The sequence below is a fragment of the Lysobacter sp. CA196 genome, assembly GCF_052078695.1.
Lineage (GTDB): Bacteria > Pseudomonadota > Gammaproteobacteria > Xanthomonadales > Xanthomonadaceae > Lysobacter.
Genome location: NZ_JBQJIN010000004.1, coordinates 60,715 through 84,110, shown reverse-complemented (window position 1 = coordinate 84,110; position 23,396 = coordinate 60,715). Strand labels below are relative to the sequence as shown.

Annotated in this window: 12 protein-coding genes and 1 riboswitch; of the genes, 8 read left to right on the top strand and 4 right to left on the bottom strand. The window is 65.5% G+C overall.

Features of this window, described 5'->3' with window-relative positions:
• Nucleotides 1-11: 11 nt before the first annotated feature.
• Entirely contained in the window at nucleotides 12-233 is a 222-nt protein-coding gene (locus ACTOWK_RS05510; RefSeq protein ID WP_441329182.1) for a hypothetical protein, read from the bottom strand.
• Nucleotides 234-235: 2 nt separating this feature from the next.
• Nucleotides 236-1,519, bottom strand: a complete 1,284-nt coding sequence (locus ACTOWK_RS05505; RefSeq protein ID WP_441329181.1) for an efflux RND transporter periplasmic adaptor subunit — start codon at nucleotides 1,517-1,519, stop codon at nucleotides 236-238.
• 187 nt (nucleotides 1,520-1,706) lie between these two features.
• Here ACTOWK_RS05505 and glmS point away from each other — a divergent pair, with 187 nt between their 5' ends.
• Nucleotides 1,707-3,539: a glutamine--fructose-6-phosphate transaminase (isomerizing) gene (gene glmS / locus ACTOWK_RS05500; RefSeq protein WP_441329180.1), complete on the top strand. Its 1,833-nt coding sequence runs from the start codon at nucleotides 1,707-1,709 to the stop codon at nucleotides 3,537-3,539.
• A gap of 250 nt (nucleotides 3,540-3,789) precedes the next feature.
• On the opposite strand, the gene ACTOWK_RS05495 is transcribed toward glmS, so the two are convergent.
• Nucleotides 3,790-6,015, bottom strand: coding sequence for an AAA family ATPase (locus ACTOWK_RS05495; RefSeq protein ID WP_441329179.1), 2,226 nt, complete (start codon nucleotides 6,013-6,015; stop codon nucleotides 3,790-3,792).
• 465 nt (nucleotides 6,016-6,480) lie between these two features.
• Between ACTOWK_RS05495 and ACTOWK_RS05490 the strand changes: the two genes are divergently transcribed.
• The 7 genes from ACTOWK_RS05490 (at nucleotide 6,481) to ACTOWK_RS05460 (ending at nucleotide 20,945) form a co-directional block, all read left to right on the top strand.
• Nucleotides 6,481-8,910, top strand: coding sequence for a hypothetical protein (locus tag ACTOWK_RS05490; protein ID WP_441329178.1), 2,430 nt, complete (start codon nucleotides 6,481-6,483; stop codon nucleotides 8,908-8,910).
• A 33-nt stretch (nucleotides 8,911-8,943) separates the two neighbouring features.
• Nucleotides 8,944-10,752 (top strand): hypothetical protein, encoded by a 1,809-nt coding sequence (locus ACTOWK_RS05485; protein WP_441329177.1) that lies wholly within the window; start codon nucleotides 8,944-8,946, stop codon nucleotides 10,750-10,752.
• Entirely contained in the window at nucleotides 10,749-11,432 is a 684-nt protein-coding gene (locus ACTOWK_RS05480) for a hypothetical protein (protein WP_441329176.1), read from the top strand. The genes ACTOWK_RS05485 and ACTOWK_RS05480 overlap by 4 nt, the downstream gene beginning before the upstream one ends.
• Nucleotides 11,433-11,888: 456 nt before the next feature.
• Nucleotides 11,889-14,045, top strand: a complete 2,157-nt coding sequence (locus ACTOWK_RS05475) for a hypothetical protein (protein ID WP_441329175.1) — start codon at nucleotides 11,889-11,891, stop codon at nucleotides 14,043-14,045.
• Nucleotides 14,046-14,139: 94 nt separating this feature from the next.
• Nucleotides 14,140-16,419 carry a hypothetical protein gene (locus ACTOWK_RS05470; protein WP_441329174.1) on the top strand — a complete coding sequence of 760 codons (2,280 nt, stop codon included), beginning with the start codon at nucleotides 14,140-14,142 and terminating at the stop codon, nucleotides 16,417-16,419.
• Nucleotides 16,420-16,684: 265 nt separating this feature from the next.
• Nucleotides 16,685-19,966 (top strand): hypothetical protein, encoded by a 3,282-nt coding sequence (locus tag ACTOWK_RS05465; RefSeq protein WP_441329173.1) that lies wholly within the window; start codon nucleotides 16,685-16,687, stop codon nucleotides 19,964-19,966.
• Nucleotide 19,967: 1 nt separating this feature from the next.
• Nucleotides 19,968-20,945, top strand: coding sequence for a hypothetical protein (locus ACTOWK_RS05460; protein WP_441329172.1), 978 nt, complete (start codon nucleotides 19,968-19,970; stop codon nucleotides 20,943-20,945).
• Nucleotides 20,946-21,106: 161 nt separating this feature from the next.
• Here ACTOWK_RS05460 and btuB read toward each other — a convergent pair whose 3' ends face one another.
• Nucleotides 21,107-22,978: a TonB-dependent vitamin B12 receptor gene (btuB, locus tag ACTOWK_RS05455; protein ID WP_441329171.1), complete on the bottom strand. Its 1,872-nt coding sequence runs from the start codon at nucleotides 22,976-22,978 to the stop codon at nucleotides 21,107-21,109.
• Nucleotides 22,979-23,099: 121 nt separating this feature from the next.
• A riboswitch (cobalamin riboswitch) is annotated at nucleotides 23,100-23,344 on the bottom strand.
• Nucleotides 23,345-23,396 lie beyond the last annotated feature (52 nt).

Below are 23,396 nucleotides of genomic sequence, written 5' to 3'. Positions count from 1 at the left end.
GGCGGTGGGCTTCAGCGGATCGCGAACATCGGCAGCGCGCACGCGGCCAGGTAACGATGGATGCGGATCGGGCGGCGCGGTGCGGCTTCGTTGGCGCTGCGCGCATTGCCGGCATCGCGGGCCTGATCGAAATCGATCAGCTGATGCAGGCGCAGCGGCACGGCGTCGGTCAGCTCTTGCGAGCTCCACTGCGGGGCGAACGGGACGTCGGTGGCGTGGTGTTGGGTTTGCATGATCATTCTCCACTGATGCGGACGGTTTCGGCGTTTTCGAACTGGTCGCTGCCGGAGACGACGACACGCTCGCCCGGTTGCAGACCTTCGAGGATTTCCACGGCGTTGAGGCTGCTCACGCCGGTGCGGATGGGGCGGCGGGTGGCGACGCCGTTGGCGACGACATAGGCGCTGTTGCCGCCGGCTTGCTCCAGGAACGGGCCGCGCTCGATCATCAGCGCGTTGCGGCGGGTGTCCAGGACGATGCGAGCGCTCAGGCGCTGGCTCTGGCGCAGGCCCGGCGGCTGCTTGCCGGTGAAACGCAGGCGACTGACCACTTCGCCGTTGACGACTTCGGGCGAAACCGCGGAGATCTGCGCCGCGAACGGCTGGCCGCTGCCGCTGGTGACCTGGGCCGGGATGCCGATCGCCAGGTCGCGGGCGAAACTTTCCGGCACCTTGATCTCGACTTCGAACACGCTCAGGTCGACCACGCTCAACACCGGGTCGTTGATCGCGACGTTGGCGCGCTGGGCGACCTGGACCTGGCCGACCTGGCCGTCGAACGGCGCGCGCAGGGTCAGCGCTTCGACCTGGCGCTGGGCCTCGACCGCGATCGCGCGCTGGCGATCGGCGAGCAGGCGCTTGTTGCGGGTGTCCAGCGCGGCACTGCGGCCCTGGCGGCCGAGGTCGCCCTGGGCGTGGCTCAGGCCGATGTCGGATTTCTTCAGATCGTCCTGGGCCTTGGCGACGTCGACCTTGGCGACCGCGCCGCCTTCGAAGGCGCGCTGGTAGCGCTCCAGGTCGCGCAGCGCGGCGACGCGGGCGATCTGGGCCTGGTCGAGTTCCTTGCGTGCGGTCGAACGCGCCAGTTCGGCGTCGAGCTCGGCGCGGCTGGCCTCGGCTTCCAGGCTGGCCAGGGTGGCCTGCTCCTGGGCGAGCTTGCTGCGCAGTTCCGGGCTGTCGATCTCGGCCAGCACCTGGCCCTTGCGGACTACGTCGCCGGCGACCACTTTCAGGTCGACCGAACCGCCGGCGATCGCATACAGGATCGGGCTGTTGGCGGCGATCACCCGGCCGTCGGCGGCGATGTCGCGGACCAGCTCGCCGCGCTTCACCTCGGCGATGCGCAAACGCTCGGCATCGACCGAACGGCCGCCCGCGCTCCAGCCCGACAGCAGCCAGGCGCCCGCGCCCAACGCGAACACACCGGCGCCGGCGCCGAGCAGCCAGCGGCGACGGTGCCGACCCTGCACGGTGGCGGTGGCGACTCGGTGGTCCTGCGCAGAAGTGTCGCGGATGCTCATTTCGGTGGGACTCGGGCTTGGCGGTTTATCCATAACCCAAGCACAACGCGTGCCAACCGCAAGCCTTTGATTTTTAAGGCCGGACGCCGCTGTCCGGGTGTCCGGCCGGACGGACAGTGCGTCCGCCGGACGTGTCCGCCATGGGGCGCGGATAGAATGCGGGCATCCCCCAAGGAGTTGCCCCAGCATGTGCGGAATCGTAGGTGCGATCGCAGATCGTGACGTGGTACCGATTTTGATCGATGGCTTGAAGCGACTGGAATACCGGGGTTATGACTCGGCCGGCATCGCCGTGTTCGACGGCACCGACCTGCGCCGCGTGCGCCGGACCGGGCGCGTCGGCGAAATGGAAGCGGCCGCCCAGGCCGAAGGCTTCAACGCCTCGGTGGGCATCGGTCACACCCGTTGGGCGACCCACGGCGGCGTCACCGAAGCCAATGCGCATCCGCACATCAGCTTCGGCGAACTGGCCGTGGTCCATAACGGCATCATCGAAAACCACGAAGAGCAGCGCGAGCGTCTGCGCGCGGCCGGCTACAGCTTCGAGTCGCAGACCGACACCGAAGTCATCGCCCACCTGATCCACTTCCACCAGTCGCAAGGGGGCGATTTGCTGGTGGCGGTGCAGGCGGCGGTGCGCGAGCTGGTCGGCGCCTATGCGATCGCCGTGGTCAGCAAGCACGAACCCGACCGCCTGATCGCCGCGCGCATGGGCTGCCCGCTGTTGATCGGCCTGGGCGAAGGCGAGAACTTCGTCGCCAGCGACGTCTCGGCGATTCTGCAGGCCACCCGCCGGGTGATCTTCCTGGAAGAAGGCGACACCGCCGACATCACCCGCGCCCAGGTGCGCGTGTTCGACGGCAACGGCGCAGCGATCGAGCGCGACGTGCACGTCTCCGACGTGTCGCTGGCCTCGCTCGAACTCGGCCCGTACCGCCACTTCATGCAGAAGGAAATCCACGAGCAGCCGCGCGCCATCGCCGACACCATCGAAGCGGTGATGGACGACGGCAAGTTCTCGCCGGAATTGTTCGGCGCGCAGGCCGAGTCGGTGTTCGCCGGCATCGAGGGCGTGCAGATTCTCGCCTGCGGCACCAGCTACTACGCCGGCATGACCGCGCGCTACTGGATCGAAGCCATCGCCGGCCTGCCGTGCCAGGTCGAGATCGCCAGCGAATACCGCTACCGCGCCGCGGTCGCCAATCCCAAGCAACTCATCGTGACGATTTCGCAGTCCGGCGAAACCCTCGACACGATGGAAGCACTGAAGTACGCCAAGTCGCTCGGCCACGACAAGACCTTGTCGATCTGCAACGTGCCGGAAAGCGCGATCCCGCGGGCGAGCCAGCTGGTGTATTACACCCGCGCCGGCGCCGAGATCGGCGTGGCCTCCACCAAGGCCTTCACCACCCAACTGGTAGCGCTGTTCATCCTCACCGCGACCCTGGCCAAACAGCACGGCAAGCTGTCGGCCGAGCAGGAAGCCGAGTTCATCGACGCCCTGCGCCACCTGCCGGGCAGCATCCAGCATGCGCTCAACCTGGAACCGCAGATCACCGCCTGGGCCGACCGCTTCGCGCCGAAGCAGCACGCGCTGTTCCTCGGCCGCGGCGTGCATTACCCGATCGCCCTGGAAGGCGCGCTCAAGCTCAAGGAAATCTCCTACATCCACGCCGAGGCCTATCCGGCCGGCGAACTCAAGCACGGCCCGCTGGCTCTGGTCGACGCCGACATGCCGGTGGTGGTGATCGCGCCGAAAGACAGCCTGTTGGAGAAGGTCAAGTCCAACATCCAGGAAGTGCGCGCGCGCGGCGGCGAGATGTTCGTGTTCGCCGACCTCGACAGCCACTTCGGCGAATCCGAGGCGGTGCACGTGATCCGCACCCCGCGCCACGTCGGCGTGCTGTCGCCGGTGGTGCACGCGATCCCGGTGCAGTTGCTCGCCTACCACGCCGCGCTCGCGCGCGGCACCGACGTCGACAAGCCGCGCAACCTGGCCAAGGCGGTTACGGTGGAATAGTTTCCAACAGGTAGCCTGAACTTACGGTCGTGGTGACTACCCCTCAGCTGTGGCAGCCTAGCCACTCTGAGGGGCATCGGGTGCTGGCGGAGCAGGTTCAGCGGCTACGGATCAGCGGGGCTTGGTGTTCGCCCGGACCGCAGACGAGTCGAACTCGTCGGGGCAGTTAACAAGAGCGGCATCAGCCAGCTCAGGCGGGCAGGCTCAGGCAGATGGGCAAAAGGAGGCGGGCTTCCGTGCTAAGCCTGAGCTAGCTCGCTTCCGTCTCCGCTTCCTCGATTCCCATCATGTGGTTGAAGTGCCGGAGATAGCCGGTCTTGTCGAAAACTTGCCTAAACTTTTCCACGTAGATGCTAGGGGCAATCTCAGGCAGGTCGGAGATGTTGATGTCGTCAGAGTGAGACTGGCGATTGATGTATCGGTAGAACGCATGAAATGGCTTGTCGTCGTCACCGAGCGCGAGAAGGGCATCGCGAAGTTTGTCATGGTAGCCAATGAAGCTGAAGTAGTGTTCCAGTATGTAGCGCATAGCTATCGGGACCGCCACGGAATACTTGTGGCTGGTGATTCCTTCCTTCAGTACCAACCAGTACGACTGGTAATCGTTCTTGATTTCATCGGGACGCATCTCGCATACCTCTGAGAAATCTTTCTTGGTGACACGGAAGCACTGATAGTCCTTCCATTCCTTTTCACGAATTGCTTTGAAAAGCTCGTGATAGAAGAACAAACTGTGCGTGAGGATGATGATCTGCGGAAATGTTCTTCGTTCGATGACGTTAATCGTAATCAGCGAGGCAATGTCGTAGATATGGTTGTGCGAGAGGCTCGATACAGGGTCATCAATGACGATGATTCGATTTAACTTGTTGGAGTTCCCGTCAGATTTATGTGAACCTTCGAGCGACTCAATGAAGTAGAGGAAGGTAATGAGATTCTTCTCCCCCTCGCTGAGGGATTTGTAATCAATTTTCCCCTTGGAGCCTCTGGCTATGTGGTAATAGCCATCATTCTTGGTGTCTCTCTCGATCTTGAAGCCTTGAGTGCCGATGTTCTGAATGCGCTGGTTAATTGCGTCTATGGATGCATCGATGTTCGTGGCCGAGGCGCGGAGTTCTCGAAGGCTCTTTTTCTTTGTGGCAAGATCAGTGGTCAGTGATGTGATTGATTCCGCCATTGTGGATTTCTGGTTCGTGATGCTCGCAGCCTGAGTCTTGTAGAGCGCAAGCGAGGCTGAGTGATCATGTCGCATGCGCTGCCAGAACCGCTTGTCTATGCTCTTCTTGACTTGATCCCGATTGGCGATGCGATTGTTGTAGTCGATGATCTTGGCTGCAGCGGTAGCAGCGAGGTCGCTCCATGCGTCAAATGTTTTGGTCGAGTCCGTAGGCGTAATCGGATCACCTGGATTCCCGACCTTCTTATCCAGCTCAGTTGAGTTGTGCTCAAGGATTAGAAGCAAGTCCTTCCACGCATTCTGGAGTGCTAGGTCGCTAGAAACATATTCGTCATGATAGGGGGCGCCGCCCGCTAGACTGATGATTGCGGTGACCGATGACTTGTACTCGTCGCGCAGCGTGGCAAGTTGCTTGCACTGATCCTCATACGCAGTATCAAAGAGCTTTGCGAGCTCAAGCGTGAGATCATGCGGAAGCGCTTGTTGACAGAACGGGCAAGCACCATTGCTGTCGTCTAAATATCCTTGTCCGCTTCTCACCCAGCTTTCGTTCTTCAGGGTCGCTATGAGCGCAGATAGGCGGCTGTCTGATGATCCGGCTATGACGCTTCCGAGGAGATGATTGCTCTCTAGGCTGCTTATAGAGTTAGCCGGAATGGACAGTTCTGCCTTCTTCTCCGCAGTCTCGTCCTCGATCTCCGAAGCTTCGCGAAGAAGATCCTCAATCAGGATCGAACCATCTGAATCCTCAGCTTTAGATAGATGCTGAAAGAGTCTCGCCTTGTCTCCACGAACCTTGTTCTCTTCCAAGCAAAAGCGAAGTGGACCTTTTTCGTAGTCTGATTTTATGGACCAGGTGGCGTCCTTGGCGCTGTTTAATGCCTTCTCAAGATCGGTGTCCAACTGCGACTGCGCAGCGTTCGCTGTCTCTAGTTCGGTTGAAATCCTGTGTGCATCGTCTTCGAGACTCTCAATCTCTTCCAGTTCTTCCGCTGTCTTCTTGCCAAGTGTAAAGATTCCTCTGATGCCTTTCCCTTCCTTGGCGTGGAAGTTTTCCTCTACGTATTCGGTGTCGTATATGAGGAACTCTGGCTCAGTTAACCCACTTACCGTAACGGAGCAGTTCCCGGCACCGTCGAGAGTAGCGTTGACGTGATGGCGTATGACCTTCGCGATTGTTGATTTGCCCGCGCCGTTATGACCGTAGAGAACGGCGACGGGCTTCGTCAGCGTGAGCGTTGTTGATTCTGTAGGCGAGTAGCTAGCGAAGTTCTGAAGCTTAATCGTTGTTGTCACCATGCTCCGGTCCCCCAAGCTCCTTTTCTAGGGCGTGGCAGTAAAGCCAGCCGTCGGCGTGACTACCTCAACACGAATCTCCTCCCCCATGCGTAAGGTTCTCTCAAAGTGGGGCTGTCGTAAAGGTCGCTGTAGCGGTGTTCGCAGCTCGCCGCGGCCTGTTGTGCGCGGCGGTCCATCGTCTAGGGTCGTAAAACGGGAGCGCCTGGCGTTCCCGTTTTTTTTGCGCTTGCATCCGTATCGCTGCGCCGATCGGGCCATCGTTTTCGCCCTCGCCAGGCGCGTCGCCGGTGCTGAATGCGCGACGCGTCGAATCCGTTTCATCCATGCAACGTCCTGCGCCGCGCAGGCGCCGCGTTGTATTGCAGGTGATGGGCGCCATGGGCGCACTCGAACGATACCCAGGACCCGACGAGGCCGGACCGCCTCGCCGGACAGCGTTCCGACGCTGATTTCAAGGAGAACCGCATGCCCCCGGGCCGTCTGCTCAATCTCAACCAGATCGTCGCCGGCGTGCGCCCGGCCGTCGCGGTCGCTCCCGCCAAACCCATCAAGATCGCCGCGCCGGTCGCGGCGCCCGCGGTGGTGGCGCCTGTCGTGATGGCGCCTGTCGTGGCCGCCGAAGTTGTCGCGCGTCCTGCGGTCATGCCGGCGATGCGGATCAACCCGGCGCTGTTGCGTGCGCAACCGGCGATCATCGCCCAGCTCGAAGGCCGCACGGTGCGGCCGCGCTTGAACGATCTGCGCCCGGGCTTGTTTCCTATCAAGGCCGATGCCGGTTTCGTGCGCTCGCAATCGTCGCATCCGATCAGCCCCAGCACCACGCCCGACGATCGTTGCCTGTTCGAAGATCCGCATAGCCCGCAGCAGCGCTATTGGCTGCCGCGTTATCGCGTGCGCAACGAGGGCGGCCGCTACGAGATCAAGGTCGCGCAGGCCCAGGACGGTCTGTGGGCGGTCAGCGTGGCGGTGGAGACCTATCCGGCCGCCGAGATCGCCGACACAGCGCGCAGCGCGCAGATGCTGCCGCTCGCGCGCAACGCGGTGATCAGCTATCGCGCCGCCGGCACCGCGATCGAGCAGCGTCTTCCGGTTGGCGAGTTGATCGACGACCCGCGCGGCGGCTGCGTGGCGATGCTGCGCTTGAGCCTGGCCGAGCGCGACGCCTTGTTGCGCGCCTTCATGTCGAGCGAGTCGCAGGCGCGCCTGCTGATCTCGCGCGGCTACACCGTGGCGGTGCCGTTGCCGGCCAGCCCGGCGCCGGACGCGCCCAAGCGCCAGCTGATGATGATCAAGGGTCAGATGCTGCTGTCGCGGGCGCCGCAGGCGAGCGTGTCGGCGGCGGTTTTGTCGCATGCTTCGGCGGCGAGCCTGCGGGTGGCGCCGAGTGCGGCGCCGACGGTGGCGGTCAAGCCAGCTGCGATGCGTCCAGCGATGATGGCTCGCGGCGCTGCGATGCCGGGCATGCGCATGCACATCAAGCGCCGCGGTTTCGACGGCGAGCCGATCATCGTCCAGCCCGAGCCGGAGCCCGAACCGCAGCCGCAGCCGCAACCTGAGCCGGCGCCGGCGCCGGAGCCGCGCTACGACGTCTCCAACCAATCGCAGGACTGGGCGATCGCGCTGTTCTTCGAGCCGATGCTGCATCCGTATCTGTATCCGTCCGGCGCGCAGCCCGGCCCGGCGGCGCCGCGTTGGGTGGTGCATTCGCTGCGCTACCCAGCCGGTGGTCGCAGCCATGCCTATTTCCAGGACATGAGCGACCCGTCGCGGATCTATTACCTGCCCGACGCCTTCAAGCTCGCGCGCCGCAGCGAAGCACCGCATGCGCCGTCGCTGGCGTTCCGCATCGACCAGGGCACCGACGCCGACGACGCCAAGGTCGACCTGACCTGCGAAGTGCGCCCGGTCACCGACGGCGAGCGCCTGCTCGCCGCGCGCCGCGAACTGGCGAGCAAGGTGCCGGCCAGCGCCGACAACCCGCAGCGCGAGTTCGACCTGCGTCTGCTGCGCGCCAGTTCGACCCTGCAGCTGGCGTTGATGCGCGATGGCGCGATCCGCTCGGAGACGGTGCCGGCGGCGATCGACTGGGACAACGGTTTCACCGTCAACGAGCGTTTCGAGTTCGACGATTTCCAGGAAGTGTTCGCGGTGCTGATGTCGCTGTCGAACTCCAACCTGTTGCAAGGCAGCGTGGTGGTGTCGACCGGCATCAACGAGAACGTGATGGTGCCGGTCAAGCTCAACTTCGCCGACATGGAAGGCGAGCTGTTCCAGTCGATCGAGACCCCCGACCCGCAGACCGGCGCGGTGGCGGTGCGCTTGCTCAACGCGACCGAAAGCAAGCTGCGCATCGCCCGCCTGCCGACCTGGATCAGCCGCGGTGAAGGCCTGGTCGAAGGTCGCATCGAAGGGCTGGACCTGAGCCAGCCGATCGAGATAGCACCCGAGCAGGGCGTCGATTTCGTGGTTCAGCCGACCGCCGCGCTGAGCGGCAGCGCGCCGGCCGATGCGATCTTCAACACCGCCTCGGTACGCAGCATTCCCGACGGCGAGGCGATCATGAAATACACCCTGGACGAGACCATCGACCAGGAAACGGTGCGTCCGGTGCGGTTGATGACCACGCCCGAGGTGCTGCTCAACGCGGGCCAGGCCGCGGGCGAGATCGCCAGCATCATCGTCGAGTTCCGCGGCAACAAACGCGCGGTGCTCGATGCCGCCAACCTGGCCATCGACGTCGACGTGCCGGTGCCATTGATGGACATCCTGTTGCGCCGCGACAGCGAAGGCTTCTACGAGTACCGGCAGACGGTGGTGTACAGGTCGGGCCAGAGCCTGCCGAGCACGCCCTGGTCCCGCACCGACGAACCCGCCGTGTTGATCGCGGGGGCTTGAGCGATGTCGTTCTCGGGCCGCCCCGATTGGCGCATGCCGATGCTGGTCGGCGAACGCATCGCGTTCGCCGCCTATGAACGCCCCGGTGCGTTCCAATTGCCGCCGGTGCTGCTCGCGGCGCACGGCGCCGAGCCGCCGGCCATATTGAGCATCGGCGGCGAGCCGCCGATGCGACTCGACATCTTCCAGCAGGACCGCGGCAAGGCCGGGCTGGAGCGTTTTTCGATTCTGTCGATCGCCTTCGCCGCCGAGTTCGGCCTCGACGAGGCGCGCCGCGCCACCTTCGATGCCGGCCAGAACGTCGCCTTGGCGGCCCTACCGAACGAAGGCGGTTGGTTGCGTCTGAGTGCGGTCGAAGCCCTGGATCTGCCGCCGTCGCTGGGCGAATTGTTGCCGCTCGACAGCGCCAGCGTTGGCTCGATGGGGTTGGCGGTACGACTGGACAGTGCCGCCACCGATCTGTTCGTCGCCGCGCTGCAACGCGGCCTGCTCGCGGTCAACGGCCAGGCCTGGTTGCGCGTGCGCGGCGTCGCCGATCGCCTGCCGCTGACGCTGAACTTCGATCCGGCCGCGTTGTTGACCGCGGTCAAGACTCTCGGCGACGGCGCCACCACGCTGGATCTGGCGCTGCTGCGCCGCCGCCTGATCGAGGCACCGCAGAGCATGGGCCTCGGCCTCGCGGCGAGCTCCGGCGATCTGCTCAAGGAGCCGCTTGCCGATGCGTTGATCGATCGCATCGTCACCCGCTACGCCAACTTGATGCCGTCGCCGGCCGATGCCGCCACCGGCGTGCGCGTCGTCTTCGACGCCGCGGCGATGACGACCGGTTCGGTGCGATGGAACCTGTCCGAGCCGGTGCTGGCGCCGCGCTTGTTCGCGGTCGAGGCCGACCCGCTCGGCCCGCTGCGGACCCTGCCGGCGGCGAGCCTGCACGACACGGTGGTGCGCCGCCACGACGTGCACAGCCTGAGCAGCGGTTGGCGCGCGATCACGGTGCGGCCGAACCTGCCGGAGCGGCGCATCGGCATCGTCCAGGCCCAGGTCGACGTGCAGGTGCCGGCCAAGCCGCCGGCGCGCATGTTTACGATCAAGGCTTCGGCGCGACTTGCCGCCGCGGATCGTCCGACCACCCTGGACCTGCGCCTGTCGCCGAAGGAAGAACTCGACTACGCCTGGCAAGCCACCGCCCTGCTGCTGTCGGACGGGCGCGCCGAAACCATCAAGGGCCCACTGCGCACTTCGAGCCGCGAGCATCTGTTGGTCGCGCCCGACGACTTCGGCCTGCGTTTCGTATCGGTCGAGGCCGAGCCGGTGTTCGTCGAGCAGGCCGACATCGAAGTCGAGTGCAAAGGCCTGCGCAAAGGCAAGCCGTGGTCGGCGCGCGCGAACCTGGACCGAAACTCGGCCAGCTTCGCCTTCGCCATTCCGGCCGATGTCGAGCAGGCGACCATCCGCGCCAATGCGCGTGCGCGCAGCGACGGCACCCAGCGGGCGATGGCGCCGGTCGACGCCGAGGCCCTGCGCCTGGATGCCTTCAGCTTCGAAGGCAGCGGCTCGCGCGAACTGCTACTGCATTGCGAATTCGACGACGACGCGCCGCAGCGGGTGATCGAGATCGCCCCCGAAGACGCCACCGAACAACCTGCACGACGCAGGCAAGTGAGATTCACCCGCAGTGCGCCCCAGGCGCAGTGGACCTGGCTATCGCTGTCGCCGTTCCGTTCCGGCTATCGCTGGCGCTGGTCGGCGCAGTCGCCCTGGTCCGAAGTGCTGCAACCCGACACGCCGTTGCAGTTGCACAGCAGCGACGCCCCAAGGACGACGATCGGAGAACGCACATGAGTGCCGACGACAGCAACACCTCTTACGAAGACATTCTCGGCGTGTGGGTGGCGCCAGCCGATGAAGCGGCGTGCTGGCATTACCGGGCGCGTACGCCGGGGCTGGCCAGCGGCGTCGATGGCCGGCCGCAGTTCACCCTGGTGAGCGTCGGCAGCGTGGTCATGCTGGCCCTGACCAGCGCCTGGGGCGTGTCGGCGGCGACGTTGGATGCGATCCGGGTCGAACTCGCCGCGCGTGCGCAACTGCCGCTGGAGCGAGTGACGCTGCGCCAGGCGCCGGTGACGGTCGACGGCGCGAGCCTGATGCTCGGCGACGGCCAGGGTGCCTATGTCGCGTTGGCCCATAGCAAGTCATCGGGCGTGCCGCCGTACCACGCCGCCTTCAACGTCATGCTCGACGGCGAGCAGGCGGCGAAGGTGCGCAAGGCGTTGCAAGGCGAGCACGGTTGGATGGCGGTGCGCTACGCCGTCACCGATGCCGCGCCGATGCGGCGCAGCGCATCGACCTACCGGAGCGAATCGGTCGAGGTCGATCTGTCGCTACGCTCGCACCAGGGCGAGGAGGCGGTCAGTGCCGGGCGGTACCGACAAAGCCGGGTCGACAGCGACGACCCCGGCGAGGCCGGCGAAACACAGCAGTACACGGCCGACGCCGCCGATTGGGGCCTGCCGCGCAGCTAGGTTTGCGGGCCGGTCGCCGTCGTGCGCGGCGGCCGGCCCGGTTGGATCGTCCCGCGACCGCGAACGCGTTGGCAAACACCGTTCGCGGAGCGGTTCGGGTCCGTGGGGGACGCGCATTGCGTCGGCGGCGATGCCGCTTTGTAAAAACGACGAGAGCCGCGCGCGATGCCGAATCGCGTCGACGCCCTTCGCCTCCGATACGCCGGTTCGCGTCCGCAAGCGCGCATCGATGGGGGCGCCTGCGCGCTCGAAAAGTCGCTGAAAACTACTGAAAAAATAGTGTGATCGTTGTCCGGTGCGAAGCGTCGTCGGCGTTTGAATCATTCGTACCGAACTACGTTGCGTCGCGAAGCGCGGTCGTCACATCGCACGGGAAGGGCACGCAGGACAGTCACGGAACAGGCAGGCGCGCAACAGGAACGCGCGCAATTCAGACATCGGATAAGGAGCAGGTCCATGCTTAAGATCGACAACGTAGATACGATTCAAGGACATGTCGTCTATGGCGACGACGCCAACGACTTCACTTACTACATCATGCCGGAGGCGCCGAACTTCGCGAAGATGGCCAGCGGGGGACTGGCGCTGCGCTTCGTCGAGTATGGCCAGATCCGCGAGGACGGCGGCAAGAAATTCGGCGGCTTCATCGCCTTCGACACCGAGTTGTCGGTGCCCGCCGATGTCCAGACCAAGATCGCGGGCGAACTGCAGAAGAAGCTCGCCGAGAAGTACAAGGGCAAGACGCCGCCGAAGGTGGCGATCGCGCCGGTGACCTGGACCGACGGCACCGTAGAACTGCTGCTGACCGAAGGCGGCGCCTTGGTCGAGAAGATCCGCGGCGCCGGCAAGCCCTCGATCTACGGCAGGAACGTCGCCTCGTTCATGATCGAGCTGTCCGAGTTGGGTACGGCGATCTTCAAGGAAACCCTGAGCACCGGCTCGGCCTCGGCGGTGCAGGTCGTCTACAAGATGAAGTGCTACATGCGCCTGCCGGAAATGAAGGTCTGGGGCACCTGGAACGCCTCGGAGTTCTACCGCTTCGTGCAGGAGGTCAAGACCGAGGACAGATTCTGGGGCCCCGACAGCTACAGCGAATCGGTCAACTCGACCCGCTGGAAGAACGACATCACCAAGAGCCATTTCGAGTTCGTGCAGGCGCCGAATCTCAGCGCCGAGGACAACGCCAAGCTCGAAGCCGACATCCGCGCGATCATCAACAAGCAGTTGGAAGCGGCGGTGCAACGCAACCTGCTCAAGGAAATCGCCGAGGTCGACCCGAACACCAAGGAGCTGCAGGAAGGCCAGGACATCGAGAACATCCGCCGCAGCATCAGCAAGACCCAGATCGCCAACGTGAAAGTGGAGTGGAGCGAGGCCAAGGCGGTCATCGTCGACCGCAACCCGCAGGGCATGCTGCCGACCATCACCTCGCTCAAGGACGACAAGAACAAGCCGCTGAAGTGGGAGGACTACTACTCCAAGATCAACCTGGACGAGTTCCTCAAGACCGTGCAGGTGGTGATGCGGGTCAACGCCGACTTCGCCAACCTGCCGATCCACAGCGTCGAGGTGAAGATCAGCTATCCGCACGGAGCGAACAAGAAAGTCCAGGAGTTCACCTTCACCAAGCCCGACGACGTGGCCAAGTTCGAGGCCTTCGTTCATCAGGGCATCCGCAAGTTCAAGTACTCCTATACGGTCAACTACAAGAACAGCACCTTCAAGCATCAGTCGCCGGAAATCGAGACCGACGATACCAACCTGACGATCAGCGTCGACGACCTCGGCGTGCTCGCGCTCGACATCGGCCCCGGCGACATCGATTTCGCCCAGGTGCCGCGCACCCAGGTCACGGTGCGCTACAAGGGCGGCAAGCAGCCCGTCGAAGCCAAGTTCAACATGACCAAGGACACGCCGACCTTCCAGCTGCGCAAGATCATCGGTGCGCCCCGCACCGAGGACATCGACCTGGAGTTCCTGTACACGCTCGCCGACGGCCGCCAGGTCAAGAAGACGGCGAAGCAGCAGGCCAAGGAATTGTTCGTCGACGATCCCTTCTCGGCGTCGAGGACCATCAGCTTCCGCGCTGCCGGCGACCTGACCGCCGAGATCGCCTCGATCACGGTCGATGCCAGCTATGCCGACAAGGCCAACAAGTACAACCAGAAGACCGTGGTCACCCTGTCCAGCGAGATGACCTCGTTCGACTGGACCTTCCCGGTCGTCGACGAGGACTTGGGCGAGGTCAAGTATTCGGTCACCACCTTGTTCGCCGACGGCACCAGCAAGGAAGAGGCCGAGAAGGTCGCGGCGCGCTCGACCATCCTGGTCGGCAAGAAGCTCGATGCGCTGGAAGTGGCGGTGGTGCCGGACCTGCTCAACTGGGACGAGCTGAAGATGGTCAGCGTGGCCTTGTCGCACGGCCCCAAGCGCATCGACCTGCGCTTCAAGCCGGGCGACGAGGAGAAGAACTGGAAGCTGCCGCTCAACGACGGCGAAGCGCCGGAGTACAAGGCCACCGTCACCTACTTCCTCAGCGACGGCAAACGCAAGGTGGTGGGCCCGGAGACCAAGACCGACCTGACGGTCTTCCTCGAGCTTCCGGCGGCTTGAACCCGCGGGCCCGGCCGACTGACGGCCGGGCCCCACGACGGGTCGCCGTGCCATCCGAACGTTCCATCACGCTTGACTCGGAAGGAGTCCGATCATGCTTCTCCTCGACAGCCGCACTCGCGAGATCAACGGCATCTCGGTCTTCCCCGACCATGCCGATCCCGAGCAGTGGTACTACATGCCGACCACGCCGCACCTGAGCACGGTGCGCGACAACACCCTCGGCGTCGACGTGCCGCAGTTCCTCCTGATCGGTTTCCGCGGCGACGCGGGCACCGGCGGGTTCCTCAATTTCGACTGCAACATCGGCGCGAGCCAGAAGCAGCTCGACGATCTCGCGCGCGAGATCGCCAACAGCGAAAACCTGCGCAACAAGCCGCGCATCGCGCCGGTGCCGCTGGAAGACGGCACGGTGAAGCTGCTGATGCTCGGCAAGGCCAGCGGCGACGTCGCGCCCACGCCCGGCGCCGGGCCGCAGTTCGTACTCAAGATCGACCAGTCGGCCAAGCCGGCGCTGTACGGCTCCAACCAGGCCGCCTTCTCGGTGCGCCTGGACCAGGACGGCTATACGGTCATGGAGCAGTGCCTGGAAGGCGAGATCCTGCCGGTGGCGGTGATCTATTCGCTGGACTTCCTCGGCCTGCGCCCGGCCTACAACATCAGCCTCAAGGTCGACTGGGAGCGGGTCCAGAAGCACATGGACGAAAGCTTCTCCGGCGGCAACATGTTCTTCTCCACCGAGATCGGCAAGGCGGTGGACGAACTGGTCGACAACCGCGCAATCGTGCTGGAGGCCGACACCTTCGTCGCCGAGGGCGACGACACCCGCGGCATCATCGACCGCCGCGACGCGGCCCTGGCGCAGGTGCGCAACATGATCACCGACGCGTTCTTCCAGGTCAGCCTGCCGCCGTGGACGCCGGAAAAGAAGTCCGACTTCGAGCGCGGCCTGGATGCGATCGGCAAATTCGCCGCGCAGTCTTCGGCCCAAGCCGCGGGCGGGCCGATCGGAGCGTTGATGCCGAGCTTCAGCTACAAGCGCATGGACTACAAGCGCGTCGACAAGAAGAAGCTCAACGTCAACTTCTCCGAGCGCGTGGCGATCAAGCGTTCGATCTACCCGCAGGGCCATCTGGCGGCGCTGTTCAAGACCATCCGCGAGGGCAGCGTGCCGCGCGAGCGCCTAGTCAAGCAGATCAGCCTGGACAACGACTTCTTCAAGAAGCGCCGGGTCAAGGTGATCTCGCGCGCCGACCTGGCCGCCGACGACATCGGCAGCATCAACGTGCGCGTGCGTTACGGCGACAAGCCGATGAACGCGCTGTTGAACGCGAACGCCGGCGAGGCCAGCTTCGAATGGCTGAGCCAGCTCGAACGCGGGGCGATGAAGCGCGACGTGCAGGTCGAGTACGAAGTCAGCTTCAAGGGGGTGGACGCGGCCGAACGGCCGACCAAGCTCAAGTCGAAGCCGCAGGTCTACGACGTCGAGAACATCGAGATCATCCCGCGCGACCTGTACACGATCAACACCGTGCCGGTGCTGGCCGAGAACTTCCCGTGGGAGCGCTACAGCTCGGTCGAGGTGTTCCTGCGTTACCGCGACCCGGCCAACAAGATCAACCAGAACGACCTGGTGCGTCTGACCAAGGACGCTCCGGGCGGCAACTGGAAGATGTTCATGCTCGACCCGGCCAAGGTCAACTACGAGGTGCGTACCGTATTCCACGCGATCAGCGGCGGCGACGTGGTACGCGACTGGACCACCCTGGACGAACCGCAGGTGACGGTGCGCAACCCGTTCCCGACCCGGCGCGTGGTGCAGGTGGTGCCGAACTTCAACTGGAACGAAGTGCAGGAGGTGTTCGTCGACCTGCGCTACGTCGATCGCGTCAACGACCTGCTGGAAGAGAAGCAGATGTCGTTCCAGGAAGGGGCGGCGGCGCAGACGTTCGCGGTGGACTTGCGCAATCCCGAGGTCAAGGGCGTGTTCTACAGCGTCAGCATCCTCTACAAGGACGGCCGCGACATCGAGGAGATCCCCGAGTCGGTGACCAACGGGAACCGGGTGATGTTGAAGTCGGGCATGAAGGGCCGGCGCATCGTCACAGTCAAGCCGCCGCTCGATTTCGCCAAGCGCAAGATGCGCCGCACCAAGGTGTCGCTGCGCTTCGAGGACTTTGCCGGCGGCCTATCGTTCGCCGAGGACTTCGAATTCGACAGCGCCCAGGCGGCCGGCGAGTTCGAGTACGACTACCTCGACCCGACCCGCATGCGCTATGAGTACAAGGCCAGTTACTTGCTCGAGAACGGCACCAACAAGAGCACCAACTGGACCGCGACCGATGCGACCGACCTGGTGTTGAAGATGCCTTGAGGTTCGCCGGTGGCTGTCCGTCCCCGCGGAGGCGGGGATCCGGCGGCGATGGAGTCGTAGGGTTCGATCTTTGCGCGTGTCCGCTGTGCTGCGGCGCACCCGAGGTCGGCGACGGCTCCACGCTCCCGGGCTGCGGCGCGCAGCGAACGCGCCAGGTCGCCGCACCGTCGCGGGTTTCGTCCCGCGGCGGCGCGGTCCCCACGTACAAGGACCGTTCCGCCGCGCGCATGCCGCCGCGAGGAACTCTCGAACTCTGGAGTTCGTCATGCTCAGCCTCGAAAAGCCGATCACCGTCGACGGCATCACCGTATTCCGCGATCACGCCGACAAGAACCAGTTCTGGGTCCTGCCGGGTCCGCCGCAACTGGCCGTGCGCGCGGCCGACAAGCGCAAGGAATTCAGTTTCCTCAAGTACCGCGTCGCCGACGCCACCGCGGCCGACAAGGGCGGCGGTTTCGTGATGTTCGTGACCACCTTGCAGCTGTCGCCGCAGATGGAATCCAAGATCATGGGCCGGCTCAATTCCGAGCCCGGCGTGTCGCCGCCGGTGCGCCTGACCACCGCGACCTTCGAGGAAGGCTCGGTGCAATGCATCGCCTTGAACGTGCAGGGCAGCGGCGGGACCTCGGCGCAACCCGCGGCGCCCGGCACCTTCAACGCGGTCGAGCACATCCTCGGCGCATCGGTGCCGTCGATGGATGCGGCCAACCGCGCCGCCTTCAGCCTGAGCCTGTCGGCCGAGGGCGCGACGATACTCGAGCAGGCGCTCAGCGACGGCATGACCCCCATCGGGGTGATCTACGACCTCAAGTACCTGGCGATGCGGCCGGCCTTGCGGGTCACCATCACCGCCGACTTCGAGCGCATCTTCAATCACTTCAGCGCCAGCCTCGAAGGCCAGTACGCCTGGTTCAAGGCCGGCATCGACGCGGCCTTCGAGTCGCTGGTGCAGAACGGCGTCATCGACATCCAGGTCGAAGCCTTCACCGACGCCGAAGACCGCCGCGACCAGGAAAAGTGGGCGCTGGATTTCTTCAAGGACGATCTGCTGAGCAAGTGGTTCGAGCCGACCCTGACGCCGGGCCAACTCGCGACCGATGCGGCACGTGCGGGTCCGGGCACGGGCACGGGTGGAAACACCGGTGGCGGTAGCGGCGGCACGGGCGGCACCGGTGGCAACACGGGTGGCACCGGCGGCACCGGAAGAACCGGTGGTGGCACGGGTGGTACGGGTGGCACCGGAGGAACCGGTGGCGGCACGGGTGGTACGGGAGGCACTGGTGGGGGCACCGGCGGCACCGGTGGCAGCAGCGGTGGTTCCGGCAGCACCGGCGGCGGTACAGGAGGTACCGGTGGAACCGGTGGAGGCACGGGTGGCACGGGTGGAGGCACGGGCGGTACTGGCGGCGGCAGCGGAGGAACCGGAGGTACGGGCGGCACCGGAGGCAGTACCGGCGGCACCACGCCCGGTGGCGGCTTCAACGGCACCAGCGGCACCGGCGGTGGTACCGGTGGCACCGCGCCCACCGCGCCGCAGATCCAGCCGGCCGCGCTCGCGGTCGAATCGCAGGAGCCCACGCCCTTGCCCGCGGGGCAGTCGGTCGCCCACACGCCGGCCGCGAACGGCCTGGCCGAAACCATCACCGTGACCGGCGCCGGCGCGGTGGTGAAAGTGGAGAGCCAGGTGGTGACGCCGGATGCGCAAGGGCGCATCACCGTCACCGTCAATCCCGACTCGAACAAACTCATCGAAGTCGAATGGCCGGCGGCGACGCAGGAGCAGACCTTCGCTCTGTTCTTCCAATTCGACCGGCCGTCGCCGACGGGTTGGCAGGTGACGCCGCCTTCGCCGGAGTACCGGGCTTATGTCGATAACCGGGTAGACCCCGGAACCGGGCCTGCATCCAATCGCTTCGGCGACGACCGTTACTGGAATGCCTCGGGCACCATGCGCATGGAAGGCGACGGCGACTGGAGCGGGCCGGAGCACGGTGGCGAGCGCCTGGAAGCCTGGATTCGCCGCCTGCCGCCGCCGCGCAACGTGCGCCTGGAGGCTTACGCCAGCCACGAGCACGTCAGCAGCGCGAACGAGACTCAGCGTGCGGCGCGCAACAAAGCGTTGTCGCAGCGCCGCCTCGATGTCGCCGCGGCGGTGGTGCGCCGCACCGGCGGCAACTTCACCGTCACTCCGGCCAATGCGCACGGCGATGTCCCGGCGAGCAGCCGTCCCGGCTCGCATACGCCGATGGGCGGCGATCCCGACAACCGGGTGGTGCATGTGATCGGAAACGTCGCGGGGACCACGCCGAGCCGCTGGCGCGGACGCCTGCGTCGTCCGGCTTCGGTCGCGCCACAACCGCAACCTCAACCCCAGCCGCAACCGCAGCCGCAACCGCAACCGCAGCCGCAGCCGCAGCCGCAACCGCAACCGCAACCGCAACCGCAACCGCAACCGACGGTGCCGACACCGCCGACCGCGATGAGCCTGTCGCTCAAGCTCAAGTTCGTGCGCCAGGAAGAGCGCAAGAAACTGACCTTGCGCTACAACCGTGCCGAGGCCACGCGCCGCACCTATGCGCCTCAGGGTTTCTTCGGCTTGATGCTCGGCGATCTCAGCGACAAGTCGAAGTACTTCAAGGAAATCGATCTCGACGATCCGTTCTTCCGCCAGTTCGTGGTCGAAGCCAGCATGCCGATCGCGTTCGAGCCGATCAATTTGTTGTCGGCGCAGGTGGCCCTGGACTATGGCGACAAGAGCAAGCCGCGCGATCACAAGCACGCCGACTTCGTGTTCGAGCCGGGCGAAACCGGGGTCAAGCGCTTCGAGGTGTTCATGAACGCCACCCGCGACATCGACTACGACGCCTCGTATCAGTACCACTTCGATCCGCAGTCCGACTGGGCCGCCGACCGGACCTCGTACACGATCCCGGCCGCTTCGACCGAAGACCGGACCATGTTCGTGAATCCCTACGAGCACGTCGAGTTCCGCCACATCGAGGCGATTCCGGGCGATATCGATTGGGACGTGGTCGACTCGATCGACGTCAAGCTGCAGGCGCGCGGTTACTCGCAGCCCGAGCCGAAGACCACCTTGAAGCTGACCAAGGAGTCCGGCCCGAAGACCTGGCGCCTGCGCGGCGCCAAGCCCGGCCCGGCCAACCGCGGCGTCACCTATCAGTTGGTGCAGCGGCGCAAGGGCGTGGCCAATCCGGACCCGGCGACGCCGCCGGTCGAACTCGACGTGCCGCAACTGATCGTCCACGACAGTTTCGAGGACGCCTTGCAGCTCGAGTTCATCCCGGTGTTCGACCCGGCCATGGTCAAGCGTGTCTACATCGACGTGAAGTACGAAGACGGCGCCTACAAGCGCAACGAGCGCATCGAGATGGCCGGCAGCCAGACCGATCCGGTCAAGCTGCGCATCGCCCTGAAGAACAAGGACCTGCGCAACTACCGCCGGCGCTTCACCTTCGTCGGCATGCAGGGACAGTTCGACCAGCGCGCGTGGATCGCCGAGAGCGAAGAACTGGTGGCGGTGCAGTGACATGCGCAGCGATACCGTCATCGACACGCGCGGCGGCACGCGCGGAGATTTGGGGGCAGCCTGGCTCGCGCCGATGCAGCAAAGCCTCGGCGCCGACATCGCCGGCCCGGTCGTCGCCACCTTGCGGCGACTCGGGACGGTGCTGCCGGCGCAGGCCGCCGCCGCCGCGGACCTGCTGGGCGGCGTGCTCGCGCCGCTCGGCCGTTCGGTCTGGCCGGAAGTGGCCGGCAGTTTCAGCCGCCTGACCAACACCGGCATGCCGGTCGAGTTTTCCTGGAGTTCGCGCGAGGCGACGGTGCGTTGGACCGCCGAGGTCGCCGCGCCGGAAGTAGCCGATCGCGAGCGGCTGATGCTGACCGCGCGCGCTTTGGATTGGCAGGGCGACCTGGCGCCGTGGCTGGAACTGCAACGCGACGACCCGCTGGTGTTCGGTGCCTGGGCGTCGGCGCGCCATGGCGAAGAGCGCGCGACCAAGCTCTATGTCGATCTGTATGCGGGGCGGTTGCCGGCGGTGTGGCGGGATCGCTATTTCCTGCTGCGCTCGAACTTGTTGACCTGGCGATTGAGTGGAGTGAACCCCGACGGCAGCGTCGAGTTCTATGCGCTGGGCCACGAGTTGGATCGGCCGGCGCTCGTGGCGATGGCGCGTGCGGTGCTCGGCGATGCCGGGCCGTTGATGGAGATGCTCGAAGCGGTCGTGGACGGCGGCGCCTTGCCGCGTCATGTCGGCATCAGCATCGCCTTGTCGGCGGACGGAACGCCGCGCGCGCTGAGTTGTTTCGTCGTGGCCAAGAGCTTGTTCCATCACGACGTCGAGGCCGCGGCCAAGTTGCGCAGCCTCGCCGACGGCGTGCCGGCGCAGCTTTACGAAGCCTTGGCCTCGGGGCCGGAGGACGGGCGCTGGCGCCACGGCATGATCGGCGTGGTCGCCGACATCGCCGGCCGCAGTTGGGTGCAATGCGGACTGCGGCCGACCTGAGCTTGGGTACGCTCGCTGTGCCTGTGCCTGTGCCTGTGCCTGTGCCTGTGCCTGTGCCTGTTCCTGTGCCTGTGCCTGTTCCTTCGCCATAAACAGAAAGCCCGGCGATGCCGGGCTTTCCGTCGAGGCTCAACGATCCGCCGGTCTCTTGATCGGCGCGTTCAGTTGACCGGTGCGTAGCGCAGGGTCAGGAACCACTCGCGGCCGGGCTGGTTGAAGTACGAAGAGGTTTCGTACTCGCGGTCGAACACGTTGGCCACGCGCGCCTGCAGGCTCAAGGCCGGGGTGATCGCGTACTCGGCGCGCAGGTCGAGGGTGCCGTAGCCGCCGAGGCGGGTGCTGTTGGCGACGTCGTCGTAGCGCGAACCCGAACCGACCGCGGTCGCACCGAAGCGGAACTTGCCGAAGCTGCGGTCCAGGTCGATGCGCGCGCTGTGCTTGGCGCGGCGCGGCAGGTCGTTGCCCTGGTAGAAGCCGACCCGGTTCTCGGTGTCGAGGAAGCTCGCGCTCGCCGCCAGGGTCCACTGCGCGAAGGTGGTGTCGATACCGAGCTCGGCGCCGCGCATGCGCGCACGGTCGATGTTGTTGGGCAGGTTGATCGACGAGTCGTAGGTGATCAGGTCGTCGGCGCGGGTGTCGAAGCCGTCGATGCGGGCGTTGAAACGCTCGCCGCGATAGGCCAGGCCGAGTTCCCAGGTCTTGGACTCTTCCGGGCGCAGGGTCGCGTTGCCGAAGAATGGGTAGTACAGCTCGTTGAAGGTCGGCGCCTTGAACGCGGTGCCGTAGCCGACGGTGACGCGCCAGCGCTCGGCGAAGTTCAGGCCCCAGGCCGCGCCGCCGGTGGTGTGGCCGCCGAACTGCTCGTTGTCGTCGCGGCGCACGCTGGCCTCGAACGACTGCGCGCCGAAGCGGCCCTGGTACTGGACGAAGCCGGCCTTGTTGTCGCGCTCGCTTTCGTCGTACACGGTGTCGCTGTCGACCCGGTCGCGCAGCCAATCAAAACCAACCGTAAGAAGTTGATCTTCGGCCACGGTGAAATCCGCTTGAAGCGTGGCGCTATCACGATCGGTTTTAAAAAACCCCATCGGCACTTCGCCGAGGAAATTATCCGAGCTGTCGACGTTGCGGCCGGCCAGCAACTGCAGGTGAATCGTCTCCGACGGACGCCACTGCAGCTTGCCGCCGATCACCTGCTGCACGGTCTCGGAGCGGTTGACGAAGCTGCCGTCGTAATCGTTCTCGCCTTCGGCGCGCAGCGCCTGGCCTTCGATGCTCCACTGCTCGTTGAACTCGAGGCCGCCGCGCAGCGACAGGGCGTGGTTTTCGTAACCGTCGCGATCGGGCTCGTCGGTGAAGCAGCCGGCGAAGATCGGGAAACCGGCGCCGCGGCAGGCATTAATGCCCTGGGTCTTGCGGAAGCTGTAGTCGGCGCCGAACCAGCCGCGGTCGTTGCGGCCGCCGAAACCGGTGCCGAATTCGAGGCTGTCGTTGCTGCCGCCGCCGAAATGCATGCGCGGCGCGAAGCCCTGCTTCTCGCGGCGGGTGAACACCTGGATCACGCCGCCGATGGCGTCGGCGCCGTACAGGCTCGAGCGCGGGCCGCGCACGATTTCGATGCGGTCGATCAGTTCCAGCGGCAAGTCCTGCAGCGCGGCCAGGCCCGAGGTCGGCGAGCCGACGCGGATGCCGTCGACCAGCACCAGTACGTGGTCGGACTCGCTGCCGCGCAGGAACAGGGTGGTGAGCTTGCCGGCGCCGCCCTGGTTCGAAATGGTGATGCCGGCGCGGCCGCGCAGCAGGTCGTTGAGGTCGCGTGCCTGGCTGCGCTCGATGGTCTCGCGGTCGAGCACGTCGACCGGGGTCAGGGTGTCGTTGACGCTGACCGCGGTGCGGTTGGCGGTGACCACCACCTCGTCGAGGTCGGTGGCCTCGCCGGCCGGAGCGGCGATGGCGGCGGTGGGCAGCGCGAGCGCACAGGCGATGGCGAGCGACAGGTTCAGTGCGCGCGTGGCGTGCGTGTTGGGGACGGACATGGGGACAGCTCCAGCGCGCACGCCCGGGGGCGCGCGACGACGACGGCGGAAGACGGTTGCGAGGAGGCAGCGGGCCGTGGAGACAGCCGGATAGCAGCCGCCGCGACGCCCTCCGCATCGCAACCTGTGGCGCCTCAAGGCCGGTCTCCGGACTCGCAAGCGCAGCGCCGACGGGGTCGGGCTGCCGGTCGCGGCGCCTTCCCGTGCCGAGCACAGTGGCGGTTGCCGCGATCTGACTTGCTTACCGTTGCGGGGGCAGTGCCGGACTGGCGCCGATCCTCCCGCAGGAGAGGGCGCGTCACCGGCTTCCCGTTTCAACCCGGCGATGGAGAAAGCCGCCGGGTCACCTCGAAGCGGTGCGCAGTCTACGCGAAGCCGGCGCCCGGGGCCAAAACACCGGTAGGGGCAGGGAGCCTGG